12 protein-coding genes are annotated in these 13,081 nt (G+C 62.6%); 8 read left to right on the forward strand and 4 right to left on the reverse strand.

Annotation, left to right across the window (positions count from 1 at the left end; all coding sequences use genetic code 11):
- The first annotated feature begins 40 nt into the window (after window positions 1–40).
- Both recO and QMG25_RS09235 read left to right on the forward strand, forming a co-directional pair.
- Window positions 41–793: a DNA repair protein RecO gene (recO, locus tag QMG25_RS09230; protein WP_283459512.1), complete on the forward strand. Its 753-nt coding sequence runs from the start codon at window positions 41–43 to the stop codon at window positions 791–793.
- 4 nt (window positions 794–797) lie between these two features.
- Window positions 798–1,646, forward strand: coding sequence for an isoprenyl transferase (locus tag QMG25_RS09235; protein ID WP_283459514.1), 849 nt, complete (start codon window positions 798–800; stop codon window positions 1,644–1,646).
- A gap of 112 nt (window positions 1,647–1,758) precedes the next feature.
- On the opposite strand, the gene QMG25_RS09240 is transcribed toward QMG25_RS09235, so the two are convergent.
- Both QMG25_RS09240 and QMG25_RS09245 read right to left on the reverse strand, forming a co-directional pair.
- A complete protein-coding gene (locus QMG25_RS09240) occupies window positions 1,759–2,988 on the reverse strand; it encodes an alpha/beta hydrolase (protein ID WP_283459516.1) in 1,230 nt (409 codons plus the stop codon).
- Window positions 2,985–4,658: an FAD-binding dehydrogenase gene (locus tag QMG25_RS09245; RefSeq protein WP_283459518.1), complete on the reverse strand. Its 1,674-nt coding sequence runs from the start codon at window positions 4,656–4,658 to the stop codon at window positions 2,985–2,987. The genes QMG25_RS09240 and QMG25_RS09245 overlap by 4 nt, the downstream gene beginning before the upstream one ends.
- A gap of 115 nt (window positions 4,659–4,773) precedes the next feature.
- Between QMG25_RS09245 and QMG25_RS09250 the strand changes: the two genes are divergently transcribed.
- Entirely contained in the window at window positions 4,774–5,841 is a 1,068-nt protein-coding gene (locus tag QMG25_RS09250; RefSeq protein ID WP_283459520.1) for a quinone-dependent dihydroorotate dehydrogenase, read from the forward strand.
- A gap of 168 nt (window positions 5,842–6,009) precedes the next feature.
- Here QMG25_RS09250 and QMG25_RS09255 read toward each other — a convergent pair whose 3' ends face one another.
- Both QMG25_RS09255 and QMG25_RS09260 read right to left on the reverse strand, forming a co-directional pair.
- Entirely contained in the window at window positions 6,010–7,014 is a 1,005-nt protein-coding gene (locus tag QMG25_RS09255; RefSeq protein WP_283459523.1) for an aldo/keto reductase family protein, read from the reverse strand.
- 283 nt (window positions 7,015–7,297) lie between these two features.
- Window positions 7,298–7,900 (reverse strand): DUF3043 domain-containing protein, encoded by a 603-nt coding sequence (locus QMG25_RS09260; RefSeq protein WP_283459525.1) that lies wholly within the window; start codon window positions 7,898–7,900, stop codon window positions 7,298–7,300.
- A gap of 70 nt (window positions 7,901–7,970) precedes the next feature.
- Between QMG25_RS09260 and QMG25_RS09265 the strand changes: the two genes are divergently transcribed.
- From QMG25_RS09265 to QMG25_RS09285, 5 genes are all read left to right on the forward strand, one after another.
- Complete coding sequence (locus tag QMG25_RS09265) at window positions 7,971–9,425, forward strand: dipeptidase (protein ID WP_283459527.1); 1,455 nt, start codon at window positions 7,971–7,973, stop codon at window positions 9,423–9,425.
- A gap of 77 nt (window positions 9,426–9,502) precedes the next feature.
- Window positions 9,503–9,886 carry a HesB/IscA family protein gene (locus QMG25_RS09270; RefSeq protein WP_283459529.1) on the forward strand — a complete coding sequence of 128 codons (384 nt, stop codon included), beginning with the start codon at window positions 9,503–9,505 and terminating at the stop codon, window positions 9,884–9,886.
- Between the two features lie 183 nt (window positions 9,887–10,069).
- Complete coding sequence (gene ctaC, locus QMG25_RS09275; protein ID WP_283459532.1) at window positions 10,070–10,942, forward strand: aa3-type cytochrome oxidase subunit II; 873 nt, start codon at window positions 10,070–10,072, stop codon at window positions 10,940–10,942.
- 12 nt (window positions 10,943–10,954) lie between these two features.
- On the forward strand, window positions 10,955–12,664 hold the full coding sequence (gene ctaD, locus QMG25_RS09280) for an aa3-type cytochrome oxidase subunit I (protein WP_283459534.1): 1,710 nt from the start codon (window positions 10,955–10,957) through the stop codon (window positions 12,662–12,664).
- Complete coding sequence (locus tag QMG25_RS09285; RefSeq protein ID WP_283459536.1) at window positions 12,661–13,062, forward strand: cytochrome c oxidase subunit 4; 402 nt, start codon at window positions 12,661–12,663, stop codon at window positions 13,060–13,062. Before ctaD ends, QMG25_RS09285 begins: the two co-directional genes overlap by 4 nt.
- Window positions 13,063–13,081: the final 19 nt, after the last annotated feature.

Here is a 13,081-nt window from a genome sequence, read left to right on the forward strand (position 1 = left end):
CCTTCGTTCATTGGCGACGCAATGATGGGACAATAAAGGGGTGTCCAATCAATCCTTTGCCGCCCGCACCTACCGGGACGACGCCGTAGTGCTGCGCACCCACAAGTTGGGCGAGGCGGACAGGATCATCACGCTGCTCACGCACCACCACGGCCAATTGCGTGCCGTGGCCAAGGGCGTTCGGCGGACCACCAGCAAGTTTGGTGCCCGGCTGGAACCGTTCATGGTCGCCGACCTGCAATTGGTCAAGGGGCGAAGCCTGGACATTGTCACCCAAGCAGTGGCAAGGTACAGCTACGGAGACGCCATTGCCGCCAACTACGATCGTTATGTCGTTGCAGCCGCCATGGCTGAAACTGCCGAACGCCTCACGGACGTTGATGGGGAGACTTCCTCGGCCCACTACATGTTGCTGGTTGGTGCGCTGGGAGCGCTCAGCAGGGGGGCGCACGCCCCGGAGCTGGTTCTGGATTCATATCTTTTGCGGGCTGTCTCCATTGCCGGCTGGGCCCCGAGTTTCAGTATCTGCGCCCGCTGTGGAGAGCCCGGACCCCATGGTGCCTTCAGTGCGGCGCTCGGAGGGGCAGTGTGCCACGAGTGCAGGCCCCCGGGCTCACCGGCCCCTGCACCTGAAACCATGGTTTTGCTGGGCCAGCTGCTCAGCGCGGACTGGCCGGGCGCGGATGCGTCGGCCGCCCAGCACCGTCGCGAGGCGGCGGGGCTTGTGGCCGGATATGTGCAATGGCATTTGGAACGCACTGTGCGTTCCCTGAGACTTGTGGAGCGTGTATAGAAACATGGCAGGACACCACCGCAGCAGTACCAGCAGCAAGGGCAAGAGCAGCACCCGCAGCAAGTCCAAGCCACCCGTAGTGGCGCCCTGGGGCCATGCCTCAGGGGCGCAGCCACCAGCCATTCCGGCAGAGTTTGTCCCCCGGCACGTGGCCATCGTGATGGATGGCAACGGCCGTTGGGCCAACCAGCGCGGCTTGCCTCGGATCGAGGGGCACAAGGCCGGCGAACCGGCTCTCCTTGATGTGATGGCCGGTGCCATTGAAATGGGCATCAAGCACATCAGCGTCTATGCTTTTTCCACGGAAAACTGGAAGCGCTCACCCGAGGAAATTCGCTTCTTGATGGGATTTAATAAGGATGTATTAAGACGTCAGCGAGATCAACTGGATGCCTGGGGTGTGCGCATTCGTTGGGCTGGGCGCAAACCCAAGCTCTGGGGCTCCGTCATTAAAGAGCTTGAGGAAGCCCAGGAACACACCAAGGACAACGACGTCATCACCTTGACCATGTGTGTTAACTACGGCGGTCGAGCTGAAATTGCCGACGCCGTTTCGGCCTTGGCTGCTGATGTTGCGGCAGGCAAACTGAGCCCCCGTGCTGTCAATGAAAAGACCGTGCAGAAGTATCTCTACGTCCCTGAGGCTCCCGATGTGGACCTTTTTCTGCGCTCCAGCGGGGAACAGCGGCTCTCCAACTTCCTGCTCTGGCAGTCCGCCTACGCCGAGTTTGTCTTCATGGACACGCTGTGGCCGGATGTGGATCGCAGGACCTTGTGGGCCGCCGTGGACGAATACGCTCGACGCGACCGGCGCTATGGTGGTGCCGTCGACGCGGCAGCCGCCCAGGGCTAGCCAAGTTTTTCAGCACGCATGTATTAAATCCACTTGTGCCACGAACGGCTGGGCGGCTCCCAGCGCACGCACCCAGCCAGCTCACGGCCCCTGGCCAAGCCAGTGAGTTGGGTTAGTCCACATAACCGCGCAGCCAACGTGCCAAACGTGTGTAACCGTCTGCGCGCACCGGTTCGCGGGAGAGAAAAACTTCATGGAGTGCGCCGTCGATCCGTTCAAGGGTCACGCTATTGCCCAGCGACAGGGTCCGCAGTGCCAGCGAGCGTACGTCGAGCACCACGTCCGCCATCAGCATTTGATCGTTCCAAACAGGTCCAAGCAGGCTCCGCGAAGAAAGCAGGACCAGGACGGGCATGGGAAGCTTCAGCCCGCCGGCCACTTCCTGCTGGGCCGCCAGAATGGCTCTCATCCACCCTGCCCTGACGGGAAATGCGTGGGGTGGGCGCAGCTTTTTATCCACAGCCCATTCCCCATATGCCTCGCGGCTGATGCCCCTCCAGTAGAAGGACCGTTCGGGAACACGCATGCGCATGAGGGGACGAAAATCGGCCAATTGCACCAACGGGCTGGCAGCTCGGCGGATGGCCGGGCCGCCCTGAATTTCCAGCCAGGGGCTGTTGAGTATCAGGTGGCTGACAAGTCCGGGATGGTGGTGGGCCCACAGGGCAGCTATCAAGCCTCCGGTGGAATGGCCCATCAGGATCAGTGGGCGAGAAATGCCTGCCGCGGCCTCGGAAAACTCCTTCTCCGCGGACCCTGTCTCTGCACACTCTCGCTCGGCGGCCTCGACTTCTGCGGAGATGATGGCGTGGGCGGCAAGGATCTCCGCGTCGTAGTCTGCCAGGTCCGCCACATAGCCGCCCAACTCGGGAGAGTCGAGACTGCGGCCGTGATTGTGCAGGTCAAGGGCATAGAAGGTGAATCCATGCGATGTAAAAAACTCCGCCAAGCCCGTGTTGAAGAAGTAGTCGCTCCAGCCGTGGATAAACAGCACGGCGGGACCTGTCCCGTCCGCAGGCTGGCGTTTCTCGGCCGCGGGCATGGCAGCTTCCTGGATCCCGCTGTGCAGCGGCTTGTGCCGCACCAGGGTCGCCCGGTAGAACGTGGCCGAAGCAGGCCGGCCACCTTCACCATCTACTTCAGAACCTCCAGAACCTCCAGAACGTCGGGAACCACCGGAACCACCGGATCGGGAGACGGGGGCGCCTCCATTGGCCCTGGCAGGAACCACGAGGGACATCGACTGGTAGTCCGGCCCCAGCAGGTCCCCATGCCACTGCGGTGCGCCCTCGCGGGGGTTGTGTCTGTCAACGTTCCCGCTGTCCATGTGTTCCGGGCTCATGCCTCGGTGGCGCCTGCCGCGTGGCGTCCGGCAGTCCGCCCGGAGAGCAGGCAACCGCCCAGAAATGTTCCCTCGAGGGAGCGGTAGCCGTGCATGCCGCCGCCGCCAAAGCCCGCCGCTTCCCCCGCAGCATACAGCCCCGCAATGGGAGTGCCGGCGGTTGAAAGGACCCGGCTGGACAAGTCGGTGGTCAACCCGCCGAGGCTCTTGCGCGTGAGCGTGGTGAGGCGGACGGCGAAGAGCGGTCCGTGCTCCGGGGCCAGGATGGGATGCGGGGGAACCACCCGCATCAACTTGTCGGTGGCAAAGCGGCGGGCTTCCCGGACGGCGTTGAGTTGGGTGTCCTTGCCCAGACCGCTGGCCACCTGCCGGTCCCGGGCCACAAGTGTTTCGTGCAGTCCGGGCGGATCAATCAAATCCTGGCCAATCAAGGTGTTCATTTTCACGGCAAGTTCCTCCGCCGAGTCCGCCTGGACAAAGTCCACGCCGTAGTCGATGAATTTTTGCAGGGGGCCGGTGGCCCCGGGCAGTGCCCGCTTGGCCAGCAGGAACATGTCCTTGTCTGTCAAGTCCGGGTTCTGTTCCGAGCCGGAGAGCGCAAATTCCTTGCTGATGATGCTCTTGTTCAGCACAAACCAGGAATGTTCGTGTCCTGTGGTCTCCAAATGCCGCAGTGTGCCGAGTGAATCGAATCCAGGAAACAGCGGCACCGGAAGGCGGTGGCCCGTGGCATCCAGCCACAGCGGGGAGGGGCCGGAAAGGATGCGGATGCCGTGATTGGGCCAGACCGGCTCGGGGTTGTGGATGCCTTCGGGGTAGTGCCACATGCGGTCGGTGTTGATCAGTGCCCCGCCGGCCTGTGCCACGGCCTGCTGGAACAGCCCGTCAACCGAGGCGGGAACACCGGTCAACATGTAGTCGGGGCCCTGTCCGTTGGGCCACTGTTCGCGAACCATGGCGTGGTTGCCGCCGATTCCGCCGGTGGAAACAATCACGGCCCCGGCACTGACAGTGAAGTCTCCCGCCACTTCGCGGCTGCTGGCCTCGCCTCGTTCCACCCCGGAAGGCGCCAAGACCTGGCCGCGCACCCCGGTGACGGTTCCGGCGTCGAACACCAGCTCGGTGGCCCGGTGCCGGTGGGCTATCTGCACACGGCCCGCCTCCACGCCTTCCTGCACCTTCGCCAGGAAAGGAGCCAGTATTCCCGGGCCCGTGCCCCACACCACGTGAAAGCGGGGGACCGAATTGCCGTGGCCCTGGGCGTCGTAGCCGCCGCGCTCGGCCCACTGGACAAGGGGGAAGAAGCGCACACCCAACGCATGCAACCAGGCACGTTTCTCTCCGGCGGCGAACTCCACATAGGCTTCGGCCCAGCGGCGGGGCCAGAGGTCCTCGGGGCGGTCGAACGCGGCCGATCCCATCCAGTCGGACAGGGCCAACTCGGGCGAATCCTTCACGCCCAGCCGCCGCTGTTCGGGGGAGTCCACCAGAAACAGTCCGCCAAAGGACCAGTGGGCCTGCCCGCCGAGCGACGCCTCGGGCTCCTGATCCAGGATCAGTACCCGGCGTCCGGCGTTGTAGGCCTCGGCGGCACTGACCAATCCGGCGAGCCCGGCCCCCACCACCACAACGTCCGCCTGCTGCCATGTTGCACCGCCATTGGTATCCATGTGCATATGCTAACGCCCTTTCCCGAACAGAATGCGGCAGCGTTGCGGTCCTGTGCCGGGGCGAATTAGGCGGCGACGTTTTGCAGTTGCGCCGTAGAACCGGAAAACTAGGGGTATGCGTATTTATCCCACATTTTTCCGGCTCTGTTTCTCCTGGATGGACGCCGAAAAGGCGCACAAGATCGGTTTCACCCTGATCAAGGCCGCCCAGACAGTGGGAGCCGGTGCCGTGATGCGGCGCATGTTCACACCCCCGGCATCGCTGCAAACGGAGGCTCTGGGATTGACTTTTCCCACGCCGTTTGGGCTGGCCGCCGGATTCGACAAGGAAGGCAAGGGCATCAACGCCCTGGCCAACTTGGGCTTCGGCCACATCGAGGTCGGCACCATCACCGGGCAGCCGCAGCCGGGGAACCCGCAGCCGCGCCTGTTTCGCCTCGTGGAGGACCGTGCCGTCATCAACCGCATGGGTTTCAACAACGACGGCGCGGCTGCCGTTGCGCCGCGGCTGAAGCAGGCGCTTGCGGGCTTGGCCAAAACATACTCTGGCGTGCGGCCCGTGGTGGGCGTGAACATTGGCAAAACCAAGGTGGTGGAATTGGATGATGCGCTGGGGGACTACCTGATTGGTGCCCGCACCCTGGCTCCTTCCGCCGACTATTTGGTGGTCAATGTCAGCTCACCCAACACCCCGGGCCTGCGCCTGCTCCAAGACGTGGAAACATTGCGCCCGTTGCTTGCGGGCGTCGGCCGGACTGCCGATGAGTCCGCCGGACGGCACGTGCCGTTGCTGGTGAAGATTGCCCCGGATTTGGCTGACGAAGATGTAGCAGAGGTGGCCGCACTGGCCCTCGAGCTGAAGCTTGACGGCATCATTTGCAGCAACACCACCATCAGCCGCGACGATTTGCGCAGCCCCGGCGCCATGGTGGAGGAGAAGGGAGCCGGCGGCCTTTCCGGCGCACCCCTGAAGGCGCGTTCGCTCGCAGTGCTCCGCCAGCTGAAGTCCATTGTGGGCGATTCGCTGACACTCGTTTCGGTGGGCGGTGTTGAAACAGGGGCGGAAGTGCAAGAGCGTCTGGATGCCGGAGCGTCACTGGTCCAGGGCTACACGGCGTTCCTGTATGAAGGGCCGTTTTGGGCGGCCCGGATCAACAAGGAACTGGCGGCCCTGCGGAAGTAGCAGTAAGTAGCCGCGCGAACACAAAAGGCACGAAAGCACCCGGCCTGGAGCTGGGGTCCCGGAGCGAGGATGGATTTTGCACGCGAGGAACGAGCGGGAAAATCTTACTGCGAGCGAGGGTCCCCGGCGCAGGGCCGGGCTCTTTGTGCCTGTTGCGCCGAGTGGCGGCTAAGCCACGCGCGTGGGCGGGCTGACCGTCAACGCGGGGTCCTTGATGATGCTGGGGGCCAGTGCAGTGTCAATGGCGGCCATGAGCTCGGCCGGGATCTTCACTCCCGAGGCCTTGACGTTCTCCGTGACCTGTTCGGGGCGGGACGCGCCCACCAGGGCAGTGGCCACGTTCTCATTTTGCAGCACCCACGCAATCGCCAGCTGGGACATTTTCAACCCCAGCTCATCGGCGATGGGCCGAAGTTTTTGCACATTGGACAGGATGTCCTCGTCGAGGTAGTCCTTGATGGTGTTTTTGCCACCGTGCTCGTCCGTGGCACGCGAATCCGCCGGCAGCGGCTGACCCGGCAGGTACTTGCCTGACAGCACGCCCTGCGCCATGGGAGACCACACCACCTGGGACATGCCGAGTTCGAGGGAGGCTGGAACCACTTCGGGCTCGATCACACGCCACAGCGCCGAGTACTGCGGCTGGTTGGAGACGAGGGAGAAACCGGCCTCGCGTGCCAGGGCCTGTCCGTCGCGCAGCTGCTGGGCGTTCCACTCTGAAACACCAATGTAGAGCGCCTTTCCCGAGCGCACCACGTCGGCGAAGGCTGAGATGGTTTCCTCCAACGGCGTCTCGTGGTCGTAGCGGTGTGCCTGGTACAAGTCCACATAGTCCATGTTCAAGCGGCGCAACGAACCATTGATGCCCTCCATGATGTGCTTGCGCGACAACCCGGTGTCGTTGGGACCCTTTGGCCCGACCGGCCAGTACACCTTCGTGAAGATTTCAAGGGATTCCCGGCGCTCCGAGGCCAGGGCAGCACCGAGGACTTCTTCCGCGGCACCGTTGGCATAGGCGTCGGCGGTGTCAAACGTGGTGATGCCGGCGTCGAGGGCGGCACGCACACAGCTCGTAGCGACGTCGTTTTCGACCTGTGAACCGTGCGTGAGCCAGTTGCCGTAGGTGATTTCAGTGATTTTCAGGCCAGAGCGGCCAAGGTATCTGTATTCCATAAAGCCAGCTTAACCACTTAGCCGACCGTGGCGCATCCTTTGGCCCAACTGATTAACGCACGACGCCGGCCGCTTCCCTTGGGAAGACGACCGGCGTCGAGTACGCAGGAGTGGTTGGGCCCACCACAGTGGTCCGTTGGGCCCACACGCCCGCGGGCCCCTGATTGCTGACGCGGCACCGGCTTGCAGCCAAGGTGCGGTTGCTTGGGCCCACTTGGGCCCACGACCGCGCGGCCCCTGGTTGCTGACGCGTCAGCGGCTGCAATCAGGGAGCGGTTGGGGACTAGGTGGGCCACTCGCCGCGGGCCACCATGGGCTTGGGAAGGCGCATGCGGCGAAACTGCAGGGAGCGCATGCAGCAGTACCAAATGACGCCCTGGTCCACGGAACCGTACTTGGCGATGAGGCGCTGCTTGACCTTGCGACCCATCAGCCAGGTGTCGATGACCACGTAGGCCACCATGACCCAGAAGACACCAAAGAGAATGATGGAGGCGTTGCTTGTCGGGGGCAGCACCACTGTCAGCAGCACGATCGCCAGGGCGGCAAACATGACAAATTCGCCCAAGCTGAAGCGTGCGTCGACGTAGTCGCGGGCATAGCGTTTCTGCGGCCCCTTGTCACGGAGGGGCAGGAACCGCTCTTCACCGGTGTCAAGTGCCCGGCGGGTCCGGGCCTGCTGTTCGCGGCGCGCATCGCGGTTGGCCACCTTGGCGGCGGCCCGGTCGTTGGGCACGAGCGGGCGTTTGCGCGCCTCCTCCTGCGCCTTGCGCGAGGGAGTGGGCACGCCCTTGGCTGATCGGGGGTCCTTGGACCGGCCGAACTGCTCGTCATGGGCAGGCAGCGACTGCGGGGCGGGGGATTGATCTTTCTTACGTCCAAACACCCGTACAGGATACCCTGAACCGGGCGGCGACCTTGACCGGGCCGACTTCTTCGGCGGTAGTCTGGGGATTATGACCACTGCAGAGAACACAGCCTCCCCGCTCGACGCCCTTCCCGCCGCGGCATTGCAAGCAGCCGCCCTGCGCGAAAGCGTGGACACCCATTTCGCTGCCACTGTCGCAGAGCTCGTGGACCTGGTGGCGATTCCCGGCATTGCCTGGGACGCCTTTGACCCGGCAGCACTGGAGCGCAGCTGCGAGGCCGTGGCAACCCTCATCCGCTCCACCGTCCTGGACGACGTTCGCATTCTGCGCGTGCCCAAGGACGACGGCGGGCAGGGAGGTCCCGCCGTCGTGGCCAGGAAAGTTGCTGCGCCGGGAATGCCAACGGTGGTGCTCTACGCCCACCACGACGTGCAGCCGCCGGGGGACGAGTCCTTGTGGGACAGTGAGCCCTTCGCGGCCCAGGAGCGCAACGGGCGTTTGTACGGTCGCGGCGCAGCGGACGACAAGGCCGGGATCATGGCCCACATCGCGTCCTTCCGGGCCGTCATGGACACGCTGGGCGACGACTTTGGTGTTGGCGTGACGTTCTTCATTGAAGGGGAGGAGGAGGCAGGCTCGCCCACCTTTGCCGCTTTCCTTGCCGAACACCGCGAGTTGTTGGCCGGGGACGTCATTGTTGTTGCCGACTCCGCGAACTGGAAGGTGGGCGTTCCGGCGCTCACCACGAGCCTGCGGGGGCTGGTGGACGGCATCGTGGAGGTCAGGGTCGCAAGCCATGCAGTGCACTCGGGCATGTTTGGCGGTCCGCTGCTTGACGCTCCCACCATTCTGGCCAGGCTCATCGCCACCTTCCACGACGAGCAGGGCAGCGTGGCCATCAAGGGCCTGCATGCCAGCGACGCTGCGGCCGTGGATTATGCGGAGGAGGCCTTTCGCGCCGATGCCGGGGTGCTCGACGGCGTACGGCTCGCCGGCAGTGGCAGCCTCACCTCCCGGCTGTGGAACAAACCAGCCTTGTCGATCATTGGCATGGACGTCCCCACAGTGGAGTTGAGTTCCAACACGCTCCTGCCGACGGCCCGGGCCAAGATCAGCCTGCGGCTGGCACCGGGCCAGGATCCGGCGTCGGCCTTGGCGGCACTGGAGGACCATGTTCTGGCCAATGCCCCCTTTGGGGCGCAGGCCACTTTCACCCGCGGGGAAGCCGGGCAGCCGTTTGCCACCGACACGTCGGCCCCGGCTGCCCAGGCAGCGCTGTGGGCCATGGGGCAGGCCTGGGGTGTCCCGGCCGTGGAAACCGGCATGGGCGGATCCATCCCCTTTATCGCCGACCTGTTGGAATGCTTCCCGGCCGCACAAATCCTTGTGACGGGTGTGGAGGATCCGGACTCCCGGGCACACAGTGCCAACGAGTCCCTTCACCTGGGCGACTTTGCCAAGGCGATCGTCTCCCAAGCACTCCTGCTGGCTGCCATCAACGCAGGGGCATTGGGGGAACAGGGCTGGGAACAGAAAGACTGACCCGGCGGTTGCCATAAGTTAGCGCCCGTGCCGGGCTCGACGTAGCATGTAGTAGTACCCCCACGTTAGGAAATGCCATGACAGCAAATGTCCACGAAGAAACCTCAGCAGACGCCGTCCAGGCCGAGCTGCCCACCCACGGCGTGTTGATCAGCGATGTTGCCGCTGGCAAGGTGCGCAGCCTGCTTGAGCAGGAAGGCCGCACGGACTTGCGCTTGCGCGTGGCAGTCCAGCCCGGCGGGTGCTCGGGGCTGATCTACCAGCTTTACTTTGACGAACGTGTGCTTGACGGAGACGCCGTGCGCGACTTTGACGGCGTCGAAGTCGTCATTGACAAAATGAGTGTGCCGTACCTGGCTGGTGCCAGCATTGACTTCGAAGACACCATCTCAAAGCAGGGTTTCACCATTGACAACCCCAACGCCGGAGGCTCTTGCGCCTGCGGTGATTCATTCCACTAAACAAACACTGCTGCTCGAAATGGGTCTGTCGAAGAAATATTCTTTTGCGACTTCCGACGCACGGAGGGTTTTGTGCGATTTTTGCTTGCCATAGCGGTAAGCTCTACATCGAGTAGTAAAACCCATTCCGCTCCGACGGGCCCAATCCGTCGCAGAGCGCAGCAACAAGAGGAAGGGCCGTCTGTGAGTTCGCAGGACCGAACCGGCAGCCGACGCGCAAAAGTCATCCCCATCGCGGGGCTGGCGATTGCCGGAGCGTTAGCTTTGTCAGGATGCACGGCAGAGAATAAGAACGGCTGGATGCCAGCCGAGCGTGACACCACCAATCACACGGCGGGGGTCATTGACCTGTGGGTCAATACGTGGATCACCGTCTTGATCATCGGGCTCATCACCTGGGGACTGATTATCTGGTGCATCATCGCGTACCGGCGCCGCAAGGGTGCCACGGGCTTCCCGCGCCAGACTAGTTACAACCTCCCCCTGGAGGTTTTTTATGTGTTGGTGCCATTGTTCATGGTGCTGGTGTTCTTCCACTTCACCAGTGTGGAGACGCAGTCCATCAACGCCCGCGACGACAATCCCGATGTGACGATTGACGTCCGCGCCAAACAGTGGTCTTGGGACTTCAACTACCTGAGCGGCAACGACGTCAAGGAGTCCGTGTACTCTGTTGGCGTCCAGGCCGAGCTTGATGGAAAACCGTTCGACAAGTCGACGCTGCCCACGCTGTATTTGCCGGTGAACCGTTCGGTTGAGCTTCAGTTGAACGCCCGCGACGTGATCCACTCGTTCTGGGTGCCGGCATTCCTGGACAAGAAGGACATCCTTCCCGGCAAGACCAACTACATGACCCTGACGCCGACGGCGTTGGGCGAGTACGACGGAAAGTGTGCAGAACTTTGTGGTGAATACCACTCCGAGATGCTCTTCAACGTCAAGGTGGTTACGCAGGCCGAATTTGACGCACACCTGGCGTCGTTGAAGGCCAAGGGCCAGACCGGCGAGCTGACCGAAAAGTACGACCGTAATCCTAACGCTGTGAATCAGAAGTAGGGGGAGAGGAAAGTGTCTACGCTCGAGTATTCGGCAACCGAAGTGAATTCGGCTGCTCCTAAGGTCGTTCCGGTATCCAAGGGACGCATCGTCGTCAATTGGATCACCTCAACCGACCACAAGACCATCGGGTACATGTACCTGATCGCATCATTTATCTTTTTCTGCCTCGGTGGCGTCATGGCGCTCATCATCCGTGCGGAGCTGTTTGAGCCGGGTATGCAGATCCTGCAGACCAAGGATCAGTACAACCAGTTGTTCACCATGCACGGCACCATCATGCTGCTCATGTTTGCAACGCCGCTCTTTGCCGGATTTGCCAACGTCATCATGCCGTTGCAAATTGGTGCCCCCGACGTTGCCTTCCCGCGTCTGAACGCGCTGGCTTTCTGGTTCTTCCTCTTTGGCAGCACCATTGCCGTGTCAGGTTTCATCACCCCGCAGGGTGCTGCAGCGTTTGGCTGGTTTGCGTACGCGCCGCTGTCAAACACCACGTTCAGCCCCGGAGTTGGTGGCGACTTGTGGGTCTTTGGCTTGGCCTTGTCGGGTTTTGGCACCATTCTGGGTTCGGTGAACTTCATCACCACCATCATTTGCATGCGTGCCCCCGGCATGACCATGTGGCGCATGCCCATCTTCACCTGGAACACCCTCATCACCGGCATCTTGGTCCTGATGGCGTTCCCCCCGCTGGCAGCTGCGCTGTTCGCGCTCGGAGCAGACCGGCGCTTTGGGGCGCACATATTTGATCCAGAGTATGGCGGTGCCATACTCTGGCAACACTTGTTCTGGTTCTTCGGCCACCCCGAGGTCTATATCATCGCCTTGCCGTTCTTCGGCATTGTTTCTGAGATCTTCCCGGTCTTCAGCCGCAAGCCAATCTTCGGCTATAAGGGCCTTGTGTTTGCGACGATCTCCATTGCCGCCCTGTCCGTAACCGTGTGGGCCCACCACATGTACGTGACCGGCCAGGTCATGCTGCCGTTCTTCTCCTTTATGACAATGCTGATCGCGGTGCCCACCGGCGTGAAGTTCTTCAACTGGATTGGAACCATGTGGCGTGGTTCGCTCACGTTCGAAACGCCCATGTTGTGGAGCCTCGGCTTCATTGTCACGTTCCTGTTCGGTGGCTTGACAGGCATCATCCTGGCATCACCCCCGCTTGACTTCCACGTGTCCGACACCTACTTTGTGGTGGCCCACTTCCATTACGTGGTCTTCGGCACCGTCGTGTTTGCCATGTTCGCCGGCTTCTACTTCTGGTGGCCCAAGTTCACTGGAAAGATGCTCAACGAACGCTTGGGCAAGATCCACTTCTGGCTCTTGTTCCTTGGCTTCCACGGCACGTTCCTGATCCAGCACTGGTTGGGTGTTCTGGGCATGCCGCGTCGCTACGCCGACTACATGATCGAGGATAACTTCACGTGGATGAACCAGTTCTCCACCATCGCCTCCTTCGTGTTGGGCGCTTCAATGATCCCGTGGTTCTGGAACGTGTACATCACCTGGCGCAGTGGCAAGAAGGTTGAAGTTGACGATCCCTGGGGCTTTGGTGCGTCACTGGAGTGGGCAACATCGTGCCCGCCGCCGCGCCACAACTTCACTTCGCTGCCGCGCATCCGCTCGGAGCGTCCGGCCCTGGATCTACACCATCCTGAGCTTGCACCCCATTACCAGCCGGCCCAGCCGGTGACGGCATCCTCGAAGGGAGCACAAAAGTGAAGGTAGAAGCTTGGCTCTTCCTGCTCGTGGGTGTGTTCTTCATGCCAGTGGGGACCGTCTATGGATTCATGGTGGATTGGATGGAGCCCGTAGGGTTCTTGGCCCTTTACCTGGTGGGGGCGCTGTGCCTCATGATCGGTGCGTACCTCCACTACACGGGCAACCGTGTGGGACCGCGCCCCGAGGACCGCCTCGACGCCGAAGTCCACGAAGGCGCCGGTGAGCAGGGCCACTTCAGCCCCTGGAGCTGGTGGCCGCTGATGCTGGCGTTGGCCTGTGCTGCGGGATTCTTGGGCTTGGCCGTGGGCTGGTGGATCTTCCTGGTCGGCGCCGGCCTGGCCGTGATCGGCCTGATCGGCTGGGTTTACGAATACAGCCGCGGAGACCACGCACACTAGGCGTCGCCCACTGCCCCGG

It is taken from the genome of Arthrobacter sp. H35-D1, assembly GCF_030063185.1.
Classification (GTDB): Bacteria; Actinomycetota; Actinomycetes; order Actinomycetales; family Micrococcaceae; genus Specibacter.